Source organism: Photobacterium kishitanii (genome assembly GCF_003026355.1).
Lineage (GTDB): Bacteria > Pseudomonadota > Gammaproteobacteria > Enterobacterales > Vibrionaceae > Photobacterium > Photobacterium kishitanii.
In genome coordinates, this window is sequence record NZ_PYON01000023.1 from 41,176 (window position 1) to 59,875 (window position 18,700).

Annotated in this window: 16 protein-coding genes; 10 read left to right on the top strand and 6 right to left on the bottom strand. The window is 41.3% G+C overall.

From position 1 onward, the window contains the following. The first annotated feature begins 10 nt into the window (after nucleotides 1-10). The 3 genes from C0W29_RS18960 to C0W29_RS18970 are packed head-to-tail and all read left to right on the top strand — an operon-like array spanning nucleotide 11 to nucleotide 4,279. A complete protein-coding gene (locus tag C0W29_RS18960) occupies nucleotides 11-1,831 on the top strand; it encodes an assimilatory sulfite reductase (NADPH) flavoprotein subunit (RefSeq protein ID WP_045045647.1) in 1,821 nt (606 codons plus the stop codon). Next, a complete protein-coding gene (gene cysI / locus C0W29_RS18965; protein WP_107174235.1) occupies nucleotides 1,831-3,522 on the top strand; it encodes an assimilatory sulfite reductase (NADPH) hemoprotein subunit in 1,692 nt (563 codons plus the stop codon). Before C0W29_RS18960 ends, cysI begins: the two co-directional genes overlap by 1 nt. Continuing rightward, entirely contained in the window at nucleotides 3,515-4,279 is a 765-nt protein-coding gene (locus C0W29_RS18970) for a phosphoadenylyl-sulfate reductase (protein ID WP_045045646.1), read from the top strand. The genes cysI and C0W29_RS18970 overlap by 8 nt, the downstream gene beginning before the upstream one ends. A gap of 76 nt (nucleotides 4,280-4,355) precedes the next feature. Here the strand turns inward: C0W29_RS18970 and C0W29_RS18975 are convergent, their stop codons facing one another. Together C0W29_RS18975 and C0W29_RS18980 are read right to left on the bottom strand one after the other, a co-directional pair. Then, nucleotides 4,356-4,841 (bottom strand): DUF2780 domain-containing protein, encoded by a 486-nt coding sequence (locus tag C0W29_RS18975; RefSeq protein WP_036788776.1) that lies wholly within the window; start codon nucleotides 4,839-4,841, stop codon nucleotides 4,356-4,358. Nucleotides 4,842-5,019: 178 nt separating this feature from the next. Continuing rightward, nucleotides 5,020-5,640 (bottom strand): FKBP-type peptidyl-prolyl cis-trans isomerase, encoded by a 621-nt coding sequence (locus C0W29_RS18980; RefSeq protein WP_036788774.1) that lies wholly within the window; start codon nucleotides 5,638-5,640, stop codon nucleotides 5,020-5,022. A gap of 124 nt (nucleotides 5,641-5,764) precedes the next feature. Here C0W29_RS18980 and C0W29_RS18985 point away from each other — a divergent pair, with 124 nt between their 5' ends. Next, on the top strand, nucleotides 5,765-6,625 hold the full coding sequence (locus C0W29_RS18985; RefSeq protein ID WP_107174234.1) for a LysM-like peptidoglycan-binding domain-containing protein: 861 nt from the start codon (nucleotides 5,765-5,767) through the stop codon (nucleotides 6,623-6,625). Between the two features lie 87 nt (nucleotides 6,626-6,712). On the opposite strand, the gene C0W29_RS18990 is transcribed toward C0W29_RS18985, so the two are convergent. The 4 genes from C0W29_RS18990 to C0W29_RS19005 form a co-directional block, all read right to left on the bottom strand. After that, a complete protein-coding gene (locus C0W29_RS18990) occupies nucleotides 6,713-7,579 on the bottom strand; it encodes a DMT family transporter (protein WP_045045645.1) in 867 nt (288 codons plus the stop codon). Further along, entirely contained in the window at nucleotides 7,579-8,040 is a 462-nt protein-coding gene (locus tag C0W29_RS18995) for a GNAT family N-acetyltransferase (RefSeq protein WP_036788770.1), read from the bottom strand. The genes C0W29_RS18990 and C0W29_RS18995 overlap by 1 nt, the downstream gene beginning before the upstream one ends. A 69-nt stretch (nucleotides 8,041-8,109) precedes the next feature. Beyond that, on the bottom strand, nucleotides 8,110-8,706 hold the full coding sequence (locus tag C0W29_RS19000) for a Crp/Fnr family transcriptional regulator (RefSeq protein ID WP_107174233.1): 597 nt from the start codon (nucleotides 8,704-8,706) through the stop codon (nucleotides 8,110-8,112). Nucleotides 8,707-8,801: 95 nt separating this feature from the next. Then, entirely contained in the window at nucleotides 8,802-10,769 is a 1,968-nt protein-coding gene (locus C0W29_RS19005) for a bifunctional 2',3'-cyclic-nucleotide 2'-phosphodiesterase/3'-nucleotidase (protein WP_045045644.1), read from the bottom strand. A gap of 415 nt (nucleotides 10,770-11,184) precedes the next feature. Between C0W29_RS19005 and cysG the strand changes: the two genes are divergently transcribed. From cysG to cysQ, 6 genes are read left to right on the top strand one after another with little or no spacing between them, the layout of a single operon-like run. Further along, entirely contained in the window at nucleotides 11,185-12,600 is a 1,416-nt protein-coding gene (cysG, locus tag C0W29_RS19010; RefSeq protein ID WP_045043744.1) for a siroheme synthase CysG, read from the top strand. A 13-nt stretch (nucleotides 12,601-12,613) separates the two neighbouring features. After that, nucleotides 12,614-13,522 carry a sulfate adenylyltransferase subunit CysD gene (gene cysD / locus C0W29_RS19015; RefSeq protein WP_036788764.1) on the top strand — a complete coding sequence of 303 codons (909 nt, stop codon included), beginning with the start codon at nucleotides 12,614-12,616 and terminating at the stop codon, nucleotides 13,520-13,522. Nucleotides 13,523-13,532: 10 nt separating this feature from the next. Next, nucleotides 13,533-14,954 carry a sulfate adenylyltransferase subunit CysN gene (cysN, locus tag C0W29_RS19020; RefSeq protein ID WP_045045643.1) on the top strand — a complete coding sequence of 474 codons (1,422 nt, stop codon included), beginning with the start codon at nucleotides 13,533-13,535 and terminating at the stop codon, nucleotides 14,952-14,954. Between the two features lie 5 nt (nucleotides 14,955-14,959). Next, a complete protein-coding gene (locus tag C0W29_RS19025; RefSeq protein WP_045045642.1) occupies nucleotides 14,960-16,690 on the top strand; it encodes an SLC13 family permease in 1,731 nt (576 codons plus the stop codon). Between the two features lie 19 nt (nucleotides 16,691-16,709). Next, nucleotides 16,710-17,333, top strand: a complete 624-nt coding sequence (gene cysC / locus C0W29_RS19030) for an adenylyl-sulfate kinase (protein ID WP_036788758.1) — start codon at nucleotides 16,710-16,712, stop codon at nucleotides 17,331-17,333. A 24-nt stretch (nucleotides 17,334-17,357) separates the two neighbouring features. Next, nucleotides 17,358-18,095, top strand: coding sequence for a 3'(2'),5'-bisphosphate nucleotidase CysQ (gene cysQ, locus C0W29_RS19035; protein ID WP_045045641.1), 738 nt, complete (start codon nucleotides 17,358-17,360; stop codon nucleotides 18,093-18,095). The last annotated feature ends 605 nt before the right edge of the window (nucleotides 18,096-18,700 follow it).

The window sequence follows — 18,700 nt, forward strand, 5'->3', positions numbered from 1 at the left end:
TCGTCGTGCTATGTCAATTAATCAACTATCAGCTTTAGCTAGCCCACTTAATGATCAACAAATAGATCAACTCAAGTTAGCTGCGGCAGAATCATCACCACAACAACTGGCTTGGATCAGTGGCTATTTTTGGGGGTTGAGCCAATCTCAATCGCCAACAACGGCATCAGCTCCTGCGTCAAATGTTCTCGCTGCTGCAAAACCTGCGGGTAAATTAACCATTATTTATGCTTCGCAAACTGGCAATGCTAAAGGGGTTGCTGAAGCGTTACAACAGCAAGCTCAAGCTCAAGCTCAAGATATTGCCGTTAAGCTGGTTTCTGCGGGGGATTTTAAAGGTAAAAACCTCACTAAAGAAACCCATGTTGTCATTGTTGCTTCAACACATGGAGAAGGTGAAGCCCCCGATGATGCAATTGAATTACATGAATTTTTACAATCAAAGAAAGCGCCTAAATTACCAGAGCTGCATTATGCCGTTATTGGTTTAGGTGATTCAAGTTATGAGTTTTTCTGCCAAACGGCCAAAGATTTTGATCACTATCTGGCTAAACTGGGTGCTCAACCAATGCTGGAACGGTTAGATTGTGATGTTGATTATGATGCTGCTGCGGCAGAGTGGCAGTTACAAGTATTAGAAAAAACCCAACAAACATTATCAATTGGTGAAGCTGAAGTAGTGCAGCTACCCGTGGGGCAACATCAGCCAGCGACTGCTGTTTATAATAAACAGCATCCCTTTAGTGCTAGCTTATCTGTTAGTCAAAAAATCACTGGTCGCGGTTCCGATAAAGATGTCCGCCATATTGAAATCGACTTAGAGGACTCAGGGTTAAGTTATCAACCCGGTGATGCTCTAGGAGTGTGGTATGACAATGATCCAACGTTAGTTGATGCCATTATTGCTAAGCTCGGACTGGCTGCTGAGAGTGAGGTTGACGTTGATACTGAAACATTAACCTTGCGTGATGCCTTGATCAGTAAATATGAAATTACCGCTGCTAATCCGCAATTTGTAATTCAATATGCAGAGATTTCTCAGAGTAAGAAATTGTTAAAGCTGGTGGCGGATAAAGCTAAATTACGCAGTTATGCGGCTAAGACTCAAATTATTGATGTGTTAGCAGAAAAGAAAGCCACGCTAACTGCTTGCCAATTCGTTGGCCTATTGCGTCGTTCTACACCGCGACTTTATTCTATTGCTTCAAGTCAACAAGAGGTGGGTGACGAAGTACATCTTACTGTGGGTGTGGTCGAATACCAGCATGGTGATATTCAACGTCAAGGTGGCGCTTCAAGCTTTTTAGCCCAGCGCTTAGAACAAGGTGGTGCAGTGAAAGTGTTTGTTGAAGCCAACAATAACTTTAAATTGCCTGCCGATGATAATACGCCAGTAATAATGATTGGTCCTGGGACAGGTATCGCACCTTTTCGAGCTTTTATCCAAGAGCGAGATAATCGCGAAGCAGCAGGTAAAAACTGGTTATTCTTTGGTGATAGAACTTTTACTGAAGATTTTCTTTATCAAGTTGAGTGGCAAAAGTATTTAAAGGCAGGGGTTGTGACGCAAATGGATGTGGCCTTTAGTCGTGATCAAGCTCAAAAAGTCTATGTTCAACAGCGTATTTTAGAACAAGCTTCGCAAGTATGGCAGTGGCTACAACAAGGTGCGCATGTTTATGTTTGTGGGGATGCAACCCACATGGCAAAGGATGTTCATCAAGCACTATTAACTGTCGTTGAGCAGCAAGGAAATCAAACACCACAACAAGCCGAGCAGTATCTCAATGAACTGCGTAAAACTAAGCGCTATCAAAGGGATGTGTACTAATGACCGAGAAAAAATTATCAGATAACGAACGTTTAAAGCGCCAAAGTAATTTTCTTCGCGGCACCATAGAACAAGATCTCAGTGATAGGATCACTGGTGGTTTTACGGCTGATAACTTTCAGTTAATTCGTTTTCATGGCATGTATCAACAAGATGATCGTGATATTCGTGCTGAACGCGCTAAACAAAAATTAGAACCCCTACAAAATGTGATGCTACGTGCACGTATGCCAGGTGGTGTGATCACGCCCAAACAATGGTTGGCGATTGATAAATTTGCTGATGAGCATACTTCATATGGCAGTATTCGTTTAACTACACGGCAAACGTTCCAATTTCATGGGGTACTAAAACCTGACATTAAATTAATGCACCAAACACTCAATAAGATTGGTATCGATTCAATTGCTACCGCGGGTGATGTTAACCGTAATGTGTTGTGTACGACTAATCCAGTTGAATCAGAATTACATCAGCAAGCTTATGAGTGGGCAAAAAAAATTAGTGAGCATCTGTTACCTAAAACCCGCGCTTATGCTGAAATTTGGCTTGATGGCGAAAAGTTAGAAACAACCGATGAAGAGCCAATTTTAGGCAGTAACTATTTACCGCGTAAGTTTAAAACCACAGTGGTTATTCCGCCGCAAAATGATGTTGATGTCCATGCGAATGATCTCAATTTTATTGCGATAGCTGATAATGGCAAATTGGTTGGGTTTAATGTTTTGGTTGGTGGGGGCCTTGCGATGACGCATGGTGATCATACTACTTATCCTCGTCGAGCTGATGATTTTGGGTTTGTAGCATTAGATAAAACCCTCGATGTTGCAGCGGCGGTGGTAACAACGCAACGTGATTGGGGTAACCGTTCAAATCGTAAAAATGCTAAGACTAAATATACCCTTGATCGGGTTGGGGTTGAGGTATTTAAAGCGGAAGTTGAGCAACGCGCAGGTATTAAATTTGCAGATAGCCGTCCGTATGAGTTTACCGATCGTGGTGATCGTATTGGTTGGGTAGAAGGCATTGATGGTAAACATCATTTGGCGTTGTTCATTGAAAATGGCCGTTTGCTTGATTATCCCAATAAACCGCTAAAAACAGGGGTGGCAGAAATTGCGAAGGTTCATGGTGGTGATTTTAGAATGACCGCCAACCAAAACTTGATTGTTGCTGGGGTGTTAGCAAAAGACAAAGCCAAGATCGAGAAGATCGCGCGTGATCATGGTTTGATGGATGATAGTGTTAGTGAACAACGTAAAAATTCAATGGCATGTGTTTCTTTACCAACTTGTCCATTAGCAATGGCAGAGGCAGAGCGTTTCTTACCTGAATTCGTTACTGATGTTGAAGCGGTGTTGGCTAAGCATGGGTTAGCTCAGGATGAGAATATTATTCTGCGGGTAACAGGGTGTCCTAATGGCTGTGGACGGGCAATGCTGGCAGAAATAGGTTTAGTTGGTAAAGCTCCTGGGCGATATAACTTGCATTTAGGCGGTAATCGTAATGGTACTCGAGTACCGAAAATGTATCGTGAGAATATTACCGTTGCCCAGATTATGGCTGAAATTGATAGTTTAGTTGGACGTTGGGCTACAGAGCGTCAACGTAATGAAGACTTTGGTGATTTCACTATTCGTAGTGGCATCATTGATGAAGTAAAAATATCGATGAGGGATTTCTATGCCTAAATTTCAACTGGCTGAGTTACTTGAACTGCCAAAAGTGAGTCAAATTATTCAGCTGGCTGAAATTAATGCCATGCTGGAAACCATGACTGCACAACAACGAGTGCAGTGGGCACTGGATAACCTTGAAGGGGAGTTTGCGTTAGCATCAAGTTTTGGCATTCAATCCGCAGTAATGTTGCATTTAGTGACTGCAGCGAAGGCTGATATTGCCGTCGTGCTCACTGATACGGGGTATTTATTTACCGAGACTTATCAGTTTATTGATCGCTTAACTGAGCAACTTAATTTAAATCTACATATTTATCGTGCTCAACATAGTGCTGCGTGGCAAGAAGCTCGTTATGGCCAATTATGGTTGCAAGGGGTTGAAGGCATTAAGCAATATAATCAGTTAAATAAAGTTGAACCGATGCAACGAGCATTGAATGAGCTTAATGTTGGCACTTGGTTTTCAGGATTGCGCCGCGAGCAGGCTGATTCGCGAGCAACATTACCAGTATTAGCTATTCAAAATGGACGGTTTAAGTTTTTACCCGTGATTGATTGGACCAATGAAGATATTGATGCTTATTTGCAGCTGCATGGCTTACCTTATCACCCATTAAAACAACAAGATTATTTGTCAGTTGGTGATATTCATACCACCGTTAAATGGCAACCTGGGATGACCGAACAAGAAACGCGTTTTTTTGGTCTTAAACGTGAGTGTGGCTTACATGAAGATAATGATACTGAATCACATGGTTCTGGAATTTAAGCTAATTATAAGTTTGGATCTTCAATAAAAAACAAGGCAGCGTGTAGACGCTGCCTTGTTAGTTTTGAGGCTGATATTATTTTGCAGCAGGTGCCCACACTTTATCTAATGCGCCTAAAAGGGCGTTACTAGCACCTTGTTGGCCTAAGAATTGGGTGATAACTGGAATGAATTTATTAATCATACTTGGATCCATACCTAATACTGAGAATACTTTATCAATATTAGCTTGGTTACTGAGTAATTGACCTAAACCCAATGGTAGTGAGTCTGTTAGCTTTTCAGCACCAGGGATCAGTTTTGCAAGTTCATTGCCTTGTGGGCCTGAAAGTTGGCTGGCCGCTAAACCTAATAGTGCACCCGCACCACCGGCAGCTTGTTCTGGCTTAACACCAAGCTCAGAAATAAGTGTTTTTGTCAGTGGGTTTTGTGCCACTTGACTTACTACTTGATCGGCACTTTCGCCACCAAAAATATCAGACAGGCTAAAAGCGTAGCTCATGGTGCTTGATGATAACAATGCAACCGCTGCGAGAGTCGTGACGATACGACGTTTTTTCATTAGGAGACTCCTTAGTAAAGATAAATACCGAAGTCTTTAAAATCAGAAATTGACTCGGGTATGTCAATCCTAGTGAAGATTTGTCTGGTTGCAATGCTTTTTTATTGGTTGGGTAATTTTGCAACTATAAAAAACGGCGCTATTAGCGCCGTTTATCTATTGGTTCAAACTTGATATCTTATAGAATATCTAATAGTTCTACTTCAAATACTAGTGCTGCGTACGGAGGGATTGCAGCACCTGCGCCGCGCTCACCGTAAGCAAGGTCTTGTGGAATAGATAGTTTCCACTTAGAACCTACAGGCATCATCTGAAGAGCTTCAACCCAACCAGCGATAACGCCAGTTACAGGGAATTCTGCAGGTTGACCACGAGATACAGAGCTGTCAAAAACAGTGCCATCTGTTAGCATACCGTGGTAATGAACACGTACTTGCTTGTCAGAAGTAGGGATTTCACCGTTACCTTCAACTAGAACTTCGTATTGAAGACCAGAATCAGTTACTGTAACTTCTGCACGCTTTGCATTTTCAGCTAAGAATGCTTCGCCATCAGCAGCAGCTAGTTTAGCTTGCTCTTGACGTGCAGCGTCTGCTGCTGTGTGAAGTTCACGCAGTGCATTGTTGATTTCGTCAACTTCGATTTCTGGCATCTCGCCAGCAAGAGAAGCTGCAATACCTTTAGCAATTGCTGCTACGTTTAGGCCTTCAAGACCACTTTGTGCTAGTTGTTGGCCCATTTGTAGACCAATACCGTAGCTTGCTTTAGTCTCAACTGTATCTAGTTTAACGTCAGACATTATTGTCATCTCTTAATGTAGAATGAATTAAAGTAAGCAGGATAACAGTTTCGCCCCCATCGGGTAAATGTTTGTAACTAATATTCGCTAATTGCGTGACATATGAAGCTTTGGAGTGCTGTATATGGGAAAGGTAAATCGCCGTTCAAATAAAAAAAACGGCCGCCGTCAACCGCCAGTAAAATTAAACATTGGCGCGATGAAGGCAAAGTGCTGTGAGCGTATATCTGGCGTTGGTCAGGTATGGCAGCGTTTTCCACGCTTTCATCGCTGGGCATTAATCATTTTAATTCCGATATTTATTGGAGTGTTAATGTTGCCATCAGCGAAGGAATTAGAAGGAGGAGCGGATAGCGTGCCGATGCGACGTAATATCTCACTTAACTTAGATAATAGTGATGTTGCTAGCCAATTAACCTCTGGTCCTAATATTCAGGCAGAAAATAATCCTGATGGTAGTAGTAAGCAAGGTGTGGTTAAACGTACCGATGTGGTATTAGATAGCGCTGATATTAAAGAAGACGCAGGAATGAAAGCTGCTGGTGGTATGGAAGATCGTGGTCCGGCACCTGAGCGAAAACCAATGACATCAAAAATCTACCCGATTAATGGTGGTAAGGTCTATACCATTGATACTACGACTCATAAACCGGTAGTGGTATCACAAGCTGCTCAGCCTCAAGTGCAACCTGCATCCGTGGTAGCGACACAACCGGCAGGTATTGCAGGCAAGTGGTACAGTTTGAAAGTACCGGCAGGAGAAACCTTAGCCAATATTTTCCGTGATAAGGATTTACCGTTAGGTGATCTTTATGCAATGGCGAATATTGAAGGGGCAGGTAGGCCAATTAGTCGTATTCAAGCCGGACAAACGTTGCGTTATCGTCAGAATAGCCAAGGTAAAATTGATGGCTTACAAATTCAAGGTAATGGTATTTCTGTTTCTTATGCAAGAAATGCAAATGGACGTTTTTACCGTCAATAAGCTGATTGTGATTGCATGCTAAATAAACGAGCCGCCAGTGATTTATTCTTAGTCGTAATAAGATGAATCTCGGCGGCTTGTTAGTTTTTAATCATGAATCAATCTATCTTTGGTGCGACGACTCTTTGGCCAGGGAGCCATTGGTATAATAATCAGCAGGATCCCTAACCCAGTGAGGAGATCGGGTGTTTCGTTAAACCAGAGGTAACCAAAGATAGCGACGAAGATCAGTCCTGAATATTCTGCAAGACCAATTTTATAGGTCTCACTTTGCCGATAAGCTGCAACACAACACCCCTGATAACCTAAAGTAAATAATGCACTGGCTGCGATCAATAACCATTGTTGAGGCACTAATGGTTGCCAAAATTGATAAGCGAATAGGCTTGATACTGGTAATGATAAAATCCCCGTCCAAAATAATGTACTGATAACTGGTTGCTGCGGGGGAAGTTTACGAACTAAAACATTATAGAGCGCTAATGTCGACGCTGTGCCTAAAGCTGCAAATGCAGCCCAATGAAATTGATCGGGCCGTAACACGATCACAATGCCGATAAACCCAATCGCTGTCGCCAACACTTTCTGTTTATTTGGGCGTTCGCCTAAAATAACCATTGAGAGTGGTAGCATTAATAATGGCGCGGCATAAAACAGTGCATTTGCGGTCGCTAGTGGTAAATAGGTTAGAGCGATCAGTAACATGCCACTCCCCGCTAACACCAGATGGGCACGAATAGCATTGATTTTCCAATGACCAATATCACGCTGGGCAGTGGGTAATCGCAACCATAGCGGTGTAATAAGGAGCACACTTAATAATTGGCGAATAAACATATATTGAAATGCCGATACGCTACCGTTTAATAGTTTTACTGCTACATCAGATAACGATGACGATAAATTACCGCAAATTAAAATAGCAATACCTATTGAAACGGCAGACCAGCGCATTACATGGGCTCTTGTAATCGTTGCATGTCGACGTGAGGAATACCGTCTTCAAGATACATCTCAGAGGTTTGAGTAAAACCATGTGAACGATAGAATTCAATCAAATACTGTTGAGCACCGATTTCAATCAGTTGCTGTGGCCAAATTTCTTCAGCTTGGGCTAATCCTTGACGCAGTAATTGATGGCCTAAACCCGATTTACGTTGGCTTGGGGTAACCACAACTCGGCCAATACTGACATTATCATAAGTCACTCCTGGGGCTAATAAACGTAGGTATGCGACTAATTCATTGTTAACGTAACCGAGTAAGTGAAAAACATTCTCTGCGCGATCATGATCATCAAGATCAGGATAAACACAATTTTGTTCAACCCCAAATACATCAGAACGTAGCTTTAAGAGATCATAAAGCTGATGGGTAGTGAGTTGCTCAAAGGTTAAACATTGCCAAGTCGTCATGGTTAAATTCCTTATTAGATCTGCTGCCAGCAGTGTATCGATATTTGTGCCTAGCGAGGTTAACAATGGTTAATTTTTATCAATAATATCGCCACTTGTGAGGCGTTTTTTTATACGGCTGAGGCTAATTGAAGTAATACCTAAGTAAGACGCTAATTGATAATCGGTAATACGGCCGACTAGCTCTGGAAAATGATCACTAAACAGTTGCAGTCGTTGTTCTGGAGTATGCATTAACATAAAGCGTTCTTTGTGTTCTTTATGCAGTAATTGGCGTTCTAATAATGTTTGATACAATGGATGTTGCTGCTGACGCCATTGTTGAAATAGCGTGATTGGTAACATGATTAATTGGCTGGCGGATAATGTTTCTAATAAAAATGCTGAAGGCTCGTTATTAATTAAACTTTCAAAGCCAATAATCACATCTTGATCCCAGTAGAATTCTTTACTGAACTGTTTACCTTGCTCTGTGAGATAACAAGCATGACAGAGGCCGTCTAATAAAAAGTAGCAATGCGTTTGGGTTTGCCCTTGGTGTAATAAAATATGGCGAGTTGGAAGATCCAGTGGTTCTGCAACGGCAATGACATCGTTAATGGTTGCAGAGTCTGCCCCGAGTTGGGTCAAGAAAGCCGTTAATTCAACATGGTTATTAGGTGACATAGGTGATTTAACTTATAAAAAGATGGTAGCTGCAGTGTATCAAAAAAAATACCGCAACCAAGGTTGCGGTATATTGATATTACGCTGGAGTATTATTATTTGTTGGCTTGAAGATCCAATTGGTAAATAGCAAACCCGCCAGGAGTTGTACTTACTTGTTGCATTGGGTATTGGCCTTTATCTTTAATAAACTGTGCTGCTTTATCACTGTTAGCGGTTTCAAACGTGATCTGTAGTTGTTTGTCACTCTTAAGTGGTGTGAAGTGCCAGTTATTATCAGCACTTGGTACGACTTGACCTTTTTGTTTACTAACACGACTGATGTAATCTGATAACACGGTACGGTTTTCATCCGGTGATGCAAAGGCAACAAAAGCTTCACCTGTCCCCGCAAATTTGCCACTGTATGCACGGTAGTTATTGGTTGCGATTAAGAACGTTTGCTTAAGATCAATTGGCTTACCATTAAAGCTTAAATCTTTAATACGGTTAGCGGTTGGGTTAATCAGCTTACATTCACCGTCGTATTTGGCTGGTTGTGAAATATCAATATTGTATTTTACACCATCAATAACATCGAAGTTATAAGTACGGAAACCATCCCAGTTAATCAGCCCTTGCGGCTTATCACTGTTCACATCAATTTGGTTAAATTGCGCCGCTGAACATTCAAGCCACTCTTGTACTTCTTTTCCAGTAACTTTCATTGCCACGAGAGTATTAGGATATAAGTATAAGTCAGCAGCGTTACGGAAAGTCAGCTGTCCAGCTTCTACTTCAGTGTAGTTACCCGCATCATTACCACGACCGCCAGCTTTAAATGGCGCCGCTGCTGATAATACTGGTAGGCCATCAAGATCTGGATCCCCTTGAATAAAGCGTTCTACGTAATCCTTTTGTGCCAAGTTAACAATTTGTACTGTTGGATCATCTTGAACCAAGGCTAAATAGCTGTACATCACATCACTGGCTTTACCAATGGGCTGGTTCACAAAATCACGGGTAGCGTTATGATCAATTTTTACCGCTGCCACTAATTTAGGATCAGCGTTTACTAATGATTTTTGGTTAGCCTTATCAAAGATTGGTCGAGCTTCAGTTTGGGCCGAAGTTACTTTCCAACTATTGCCTTCTTTGTCTAAGACTAAATCCATGATACCGACGTGATCACCCCAGCGCCCAGGCATCACTGCTGGAATACCATTGATGGTGCCTTTTTCAATATCAGTACCTGGTAGATTCACAAAATCTTTACTTGGGAATACGGCGTGCGAATGACCAAATGCGATTGCATCGATACCTTCAACTTGACTTAGGAAATACACCGAGTTTTCTGCGCCAACTTTATATGGGTCAGCTGATACACCTGAGTGTGGAATCGCGATAATAATATCGGCGCCTTCCGCTTTCATTTGAGGAATGAATTTCTCAGCGGTTTGTTTAATATCTTTAGCTTCTACTTTTCCTTCAAGATTATTTTTATCCCACACCATAATTTGTGGTGGTACGAAGCCAATGTAACCAATCTTCAGTTTTTGGTTATTGCCGTCGTTATCTTTAAAGGTGTAATCCTTGATAAGGTAAGGCGTAAATAAGTTTTTGCCTGTTTTTAGATCATAAACATTAGCATTGATGTAAGGGAAGTTAGCACCTTCAATACTTGCATCAAGGAAATCAAGACCATAGTTAAATTCGTGGTTACCAATATTGCCCACGGCATAGCCCAATTGATTCATGACTTTATAAACAGGGTGTACTTCGCCTTTTTTAAGGCCTTTTGCTGCCATGTAGTCACCCATAGGGCTACCTTGCAGCAAATCACCATTATCAACCAACACACTGTTAATGACTTCAGCGCGTGCCTTTTCAACCAACGTAGCGGTACGTACTAACCCCGTTTTATCGGTTGGCTTATCCTTGTAATAATCGTAATCCATCACATTAGTATGAATATCTGTTGTTTCAAGAATACGTAATTTAATTGTTTCTGCATTTGCAGGACCAGCAAGTAGCAGTAATCCGCCCAATACCGCGATTGATAAAGGCTTAACAGATAATTTCATGTGTATCTCCAAAGGATAGGCAAGGAAAGCGTGCATAAAATAGCAAACCTTGTGCGGTTACTATTATAACCAATCACGTAATTGTGCTTTAACTCTCATTTTTTATATGCATAACCATTATTAAGCCGTTAAATAACAGCAATAACAGCTCTAAACGCAAATATTATTGATTAAATTAAGAAAGAAAAAGCATAACTTAGGTTCGAAGTGTTATTTGAAAATCCTCTATTCTCCTCGTTGTTAGCTGTTTATGTCTGGTTTGTATTTATTCACGGTTGATCATTCTATTTGACGACAAAAACATGACTGTTGAATTAATAACCAAACTTTTTGGTATAAAAAATGAAACTTTAGAATTTCAAGTAATATCGCTAGCTCTCTATAGTGGTAACAGAGCAACAACGGAGAGTGCACAATGGATTATTTGCCAATATTTGCTGATTTAAAGCGTCGACCATGTTTGGTTGTCGGTGGCGGTAGTAGCGCATGGCGCAAAACAAGGATGTTATTAAAAGCAGGAGCTGATGTTGGTGTGATTGCATCTAAGCTCAATGACGATTTTACCGCTGCTATTGCCGCGAACCAAGTTCGTCATGTTGGCGAAGAGTTTGCACCTAGCGATCTCGATGGTATTTTTTTAGCGATTGCAGCCACGCCGCATAAAGCACTTAATGCATTGGTATATCAAGCTGCGAATCAACGCCAAGTGTTAGTGAATGTGGTTGATGATACTCAACGTTGCAGCTTTATTGTGCCGTCAATTGTTGATCGCTCACCAATCATTGTTGCTATTTCATCCTCAGGTAAAGCGCCTGTTTTAGCGCGTTTACTCCGTCAAAAGCTCGAAGCTATGCTGCCACAGCACTTAGGTAAAATGGCAACTATTGCTGGTGATTTTCGTCATTATCTTGCTACAAAAATCGCCACTTTTTCCAGCCGTCGTGCTTTTTGGGAACAAGCATTTAATGGTCGTTTTGCTGATCTCATTGCGGTGGGTCGCGACAGTGAAGCGCAGCAAGCATTACATCAACAGTTACAACAACACACCGCTCCCTCTGGTCAAGTCGCTTTAATTGGTGCTGGCCCCGGTGATGCAGGGTTATTAACGTTACGTGGTTTGCAATTAATGCAGCAGGCGGATGTGGTGTTATATGACTATCTTGTTTCTGATGAAGTGATGGCGTTAGTGCGTCGTGATGCAGAATTAGTCTGTGTTGGCAAAAAAGCGGGTTTTCATAGCGTTCCTCAAGAACAAACCAACCGTTTAATTGTTGAATATGCACAGCAAGGTAAGCGAGTGGTACGACTTAAAGGCGGTGATCCATTTGTGTTTGGTCGCGGCGCCGAAGAATTAGAAGTGCTGGTGGATGCTGGGATCGATTTTCAAGTTGTTCCCGGTATTACCGCCGCCGCTGGTGCAACAGCTTATGCAGGCATTCCATTAACTCACCGTGATTATGCTCAAACAGCAATGTTTATTACTGGCCACTTAAAACCTGATGGTAAGCAGCTCGATTGGTCAACATTAGCCCGTGGTAATCAAACACTAGTGATTTATATGGGGTTAATGAAATCAAGTCATATTCAACAGCAGTTGTTACAGCATGGTCGCGCCCCCGAAACACCAATTGCCATTATTGAACGCGGTACACAAGCCACCCAAAAAGTATTAACCGGACAATTAGATGAACTTGCCGATTTAGCACAGCATGCTGCTTCGCCATCATTAATTGTTGTCGGTGAAGTCGTCAAGTTGTCACATAAATTAGCTTGGTTCACAACAAAGGAACAGTTATTACCGCAACCTGAAGCGGTAGTGAAGCTGGCATAGCATGGAGAGAGTGATGGACCCGAAACGTTTAACCCACCTCAAGCAGCTCGAAGCAGAAAGTATTCATATTTTGCGTGAAGTAGCCGCTGAGTTTGATAACCCAGTAATGATGTACTCCATTGGAAAAGATTCATCAGTGATGTTGCATTTAGCCCGTAAGGCTTTCTATCCCGGAAAAATTCCGTTTCCGTTATTGCACGTTGATACCAATTGGAAATTTCGTGAAATGATTGAGTTCCGTGATCGTACTGCTAAGAAATACGGTTTTGATTTATTAGTTCATAAAAACCCAGAAGGGTTGGCAATGGGGGTGGGACCGTTTACTCATGGCTCGTCCAAGCACACTGATATCATGAAAACCCAAGGGCTTAAACAAGCATTGGATAAATACGGTTTTGATGCTGCATTTGGTGGCGCCCGTCGTGATGAAGAAAAGTCGCGTGCTAAAGAACGGGTATATTCATTCCGTGATAAAAATCACAGTTGGGATCCTAAGAATCAACGTCCTGAATTATGGAAAACTTATAACGGCCAGATAAATAAAGGCGAGAGTATTCGAGTATTCCCATTATCAAATTGGACTGAACTCGATATTTGGCAATATATCTTCTTAGAGCAAATTGAAATTGTACCGTTGTACTTATCTCAAGTACGGCCGGTTGTTGAACGTGACGGAATGCTAATTATGGTTGATGACGAGCGGTTAGAGTTGCAACCAGGAGAAACCATTCAACAAAAAAGTGTCCGTTTTAGAACGTTAGGTTGTTATCCATTAACGGGAGCGGTGGAGTCAACAGCTGATACTTTACCGGGAATCATTGAAGAAATGCTAGTGGCAACCTCAAGTGAGCGCCAAGGACGAGCTATCGATCATGATCAATCTGGCTCCATGGAATTGAAAAAACGCCAGGGTTATTTCTAAGGAGAGAATAATGAACAGTGTCATAGAACAACAGGTAGCAGAGCTTGGTATCGAAGCTTACCTCGATCAACACCATAATAAATCTCTGCTGCGATTTTTAACCTGCGGCTCAGTTGATGATGGTAAAAGTACCTTAATTGGTCGCTTGTTACATGATTCTCATCAGATTTATGAAGATCAACTTGCGGCAATCCATACCGATAGTCAAAAAGTCGGTACCACGGGGGATAAACCTGATCTCGCATTATTGGTTGATGGGTTGCAGGCAGAGCGTGAGCAAGGGATCACCATTGATGTTGCTTACCGTTATTTTTCGACTAAAGCGCGTAAGTTTATTATTGCTGATACACCAGGACATGAGCAATACACCCGTAATATGGCGACGGGTGCATCGACCTGTGATGTGGCCGTTATTTTGATTGATGCTCGTAAAGGCGTGTTAGACCAAACCCGTCGTCATTCTTATATCGCCAGTTTACTTGGTATTCGTCAGTTTATTGTGGCGATTAATAAAATGGATTTGGTTGACTTTGATCAAGCACGTTTTGACGATATTAGTCAGCAATATCTCCAATTTTCAAAAAAACTAAACCCTAATATCAATATTCAATTGCTGCCACTGTCAGCATTAGAAGGCGATAACGTTGTTAGTCAAAGTGCCAAGATGGCGTGGTATCAAGGCGAGCCGTTATTAACTTTATTAGAACACGTTGATTTATCAACCGGCGATAATTCATCAGCCCTACGCTTTCCAATCCAATACGTTAATCGTCCAAATCTTGATTTTCGTGGTTTTGCTGGCACGTTAGCATCTGGTGAGTTACGTGTAGGACAACGAGTGACGGCATTGCCTTCAGGCAAAACATCCACAATAGAGCGAATTGTCACTTTTGATGGTGATTTAGCATCAGCGCATAAAGGCCAAGCTATTACCGTTACCTTAGCGGATGAAATTGATATTAGCCGCGGCGATACACTGATAGCTGCTGAAGACGAAGTACCCTTAAGTAATAATGTTTTGGCCGATATTGTGTGGATGGGCGAGACCGCATTAGCAGCTGGACGTCAGTATGATATTAAAGTTGCAGGTAAAAAAACGCTAGGCAGTGTGAGTGCAATACGTCATCAAGTTGATATTAATCGTCTTGATACCTTTGCCACTGAGACGTTACCGCTTAATGGGATTGGTTTATGTGAAGTTAATCTCCACGATGCGATAGCTGTAGATAGTTATCAAACTTGTAAAGATACTGGCGGGTTTATCATTATAGATCGTTTAACGAATGTAACTGTGGGGGCTGGTTTAGTGCGTGAAGCATTAGTTGCTAAGCAAAGTGGTCGTTATTCAGCGTTTGAGTTGGAATTCAATGCACTGGTTCGTAAGCATTTCCCTCACTGGGATGCCAAAGATATTGGTCAATTGCTGGAGTGATGTAAATGAGCTGGGAACAAGCTACTGTGCTGGCAATGCTAGTAGTGATTATTCTCTGCTTGCTTACTACAAAGATTAAACCTGCGTATTTATTTGCTGGTAGTGCGTTTATTGGTTTTCAAGCCAACTTAATTGAATTACCTGCAATTGGCGCAAATTTTACCAACTCATCATTATTAACGTTAGTGCTATTGATTTTGGTTTCAATTGCACTAGAGAAAACGCGTTTGATTAGCTGGGTCGGGCGTCAGATTTCACAAGGGGGCCATAGCTCAGTAGTGGCTAAGCTTGGAATATCGACAGCGTTATTATCATCATTTACTAATAATACCGCGGTAGTCGTGTCATTAATCGGGGCGATAAAACGTAATCAGCGTCATGCTCCATCTAAATTATTACTACCTTTATCTTATGCCGCTATTTTAGGGGGCACATTAACCCTAATTGGTACATCGACTAACCTCATTATTAATAGTTTTGTTGAAGATGTTGGCTTACCAAGTCTTGGATTTTTTGCGCCAACCCTAATTGGCTTAGCGGTATTAGTTATCGGTTTAATTATTTTAATCCCGCTGAGTTATTTTCTACCGAATAACGATGATGACAATGAAGAACAGCTGCCCTACTTTTTAGAAGCGCGAGTGAAAACGCATTCATCTCTTATCGGAAAGACAGTAGCAGAAAATGGGCTGAGAGCATTACGCCGGTTATTTTTAGCAGAGCTGATCCGTGATGGTAAGACGATAGCACCTGTTTGTCCTAATACCCAATTACAAGCAGGTGATCGGTTATTGTTCTGTGGTGATATTGGAAGTGTCACCACCTTGCAAGAAATTGAAGGGCTACATTTATTTGGTCAGCACCACCTTAATGGTCAATCAATGATGGAGGTAGTGGTTAGTCATTCTGCAGCCATTTGTGGTAGTACATTAAAAAGCACTAAATTTCGTGAAAACTTTGACGCCGTTGTCGTTGCAATTCGTCGTGGCCATGAACGATTAGCTGGGGGCTTAGGTAATATTGAATTACGAGCAGGCGATACGTTAGTCATTGTGCCGGGGAAATTGTTTAATCAAAAACAAACCATGCTAGAACGTGAGTTTGTATTAGTTAATGGTCTTGATTCAAGTGCCCGTTTAGATAGCTACCGCAGTACAACGGTACTGGTTGGCTTTTTAAGTGTGATTGTATTGGCTTTAGCTGAGTGGCTGCCATTGATTAAAGGATTAGCCATTTACCTCGTGGTGCTGGTGGGATTGGGGATTATTTCTTTCAATGAACTTCGTCGTCGATTCCCGGTTGATATTGTAGTGATTGTTGGCTCAGCATTAACACTGGCACAATTGATGATCACCAGTGGTTTATCACACCATATGGGACAAGCACTCATTGTCGCTTTTAATGGTTGGGGTGTATATGGCGGCTTAATTGCAGTTTATCTACTAACATTAATTCTGACTGAATTGATCACCAATAATGCAGCTGCGGCATTAGCTTTTCCAATTAGTTATAGTTTGGCGCTTGGCTACGGTGTTGATCCTATGCCATTTATTATGGCGGTATTATTTGGTGCTAGTGCGAGTTTTATTTCCCCATATGGTTATCAAACTAACTTACTTGTTTACAGCATCGGCAATTATAAGATTAGCGATTACCTTAAACTGGGATTACCACTTTCGATTGTGTATTCCACGGTAGTATTGATCTTGATCCCATTAGTCTTTCCTTTTAGCTAAATTAACAATGGAATATGTTATGAATACGACAACGAAGTCTCATGATGATAACAATAATATTGTCTGGCATAGTTATAGTGTGACCAAGGAACAGCGAAGTCAGCAAAAGCAGCAGCAACCTTGTGTCTTATGGTTTACTGGATTGAGTGGTGCGGGTAAGTCGACTGTTGCTGGAGCCTTAGAACATAAATTATTGTCATTGGGTTATCACACTTATTTATTAGATGGTGATAATGTTCGTCATGGATTATGTAAGGATCTCGGTTTTTCAGCTCAAGATCGACGCGAAAATATTCGTCGTATCGGTGAGGTTGCTACATTAATGGCAGATTCAGGACTGATAGTGCTAAGTGCATTTATTTCCCCTTATCGTGAAGAAAGACAATTAGTTCGTGATTTACTTCCCCAAGGTGAATTTATTGAAGTGTTTGTTGATACGCCTTTGGCTGAATGTGAAAAGCGTGACCCTAAAGGGCTCTATAAAAAAGCACGTGCTGGTGAAATAAAGCAATTTACCGGTATTGATGCTGAGTACCAAGCACCATTACAACCTGAAATTCACCTTGCAGCTGATAGCCATAATATTAATGAGTTGGTTGAGCAATGTATTGATGCTTTACGTAGTCAAAGCATTATTACTTGATAACCGGTAACAGGAGTACCGCAAGTGACAGTATTAATTGATGCTATATACAACATCGCATTAGATGCTGGTAAATCGATAATGGCTCATTATCACAGTAATCTTACTATTGATAATAAAGCAGATAATAGTCCCGTAACCGTTGCTGATCTTGCAGCAAATGAAATTATCATTAGCCAATTACAACAGTTGACACCTGATATCCCGATCTTATCTGAAGAATCACCACATACTGATTGGCAGCAGCGTCAGCATTGGCAATCTTTTTGGCTGGTGGATCCACTTGATGGCACCAAGGAATTTATCAATAAGAATGGTGAGTTCACCGTTAACATTGCGCTTATTGAAAATGGAAAACCTGTTTTAGCTGTTATCTATGCGCCCGCACTAAATAAAGCTTGGTTGGGTAATGGTAAAACCGCTTGGCTTGTTACTAAAGCCGGCAAAGATACTATTCGTCTTCTGCCTTCTACTATACCAACCGTGGTTGGCAGTCGTTCGCACCCATCAGTTGAATTCGATGTTTACCTTCAACAACTAGGTGAGCATAAATTGGTTGAAGTTGGATCATCATTGAAGTTTTGTCTAATTGCTGAAGGACGCGCGCAATATTATCCCCGTTTTGGACCAACTATGATGTGGGATACCGCCGCTGGTCAATGTATTGCTGAGAGTGCAGGGGCGACAGTGAATGATCTCGATGGTTTCCCTCTTCGTTATGATCGCGAATCTTTGTTGAACCCTTATTTTGTGGTCTCATAATCATTTTAAATTAACCAAAAGCTATTGATTGATTAAATAGTCAGCATTATTTTTAAATGACGACTACTAATCAAGAGTCTTGTTGTATGAATATTGAGTCTTTTATGGCTTTTGGTTGGAATTACTAGCATTCGTGTTAAAAATCCAAATAAACAATTGTCATTCTTTTTGTTCTCCCTATAATGCAGCCCAACGACACGGAATACCTACGGTTGGTAAGTTATTTACAACCTGTGTGTAACTTGTCGATAAGCGGTTTATAAAAAATTATAACTATAATGACTATTATAGTCTTATATTAAGTTATAAAAATCGCGGTCTTGATTCGGATGCTATTCGAGTTGTGAGAAATAGGAACTATCTCTTACACAAGGCCAGTCAATAAAGGGTTTTCTGAAGTTTATTTAAAAAACTTGTTGACTTTAAACTGGCGCGGAGTAATATACGCAGCCTCAGCCAATACGATGTATTGTGCTAATGTTCTTTAACAATTTGACCATGCAATCTGTGTGGGCACTCACTGAATAGTTAAGTCGAAAGATTTATCAATAAACTGAGTGACCAATACAAAATAGCCCAATCTATTTATAGAGAAGATTATTTTG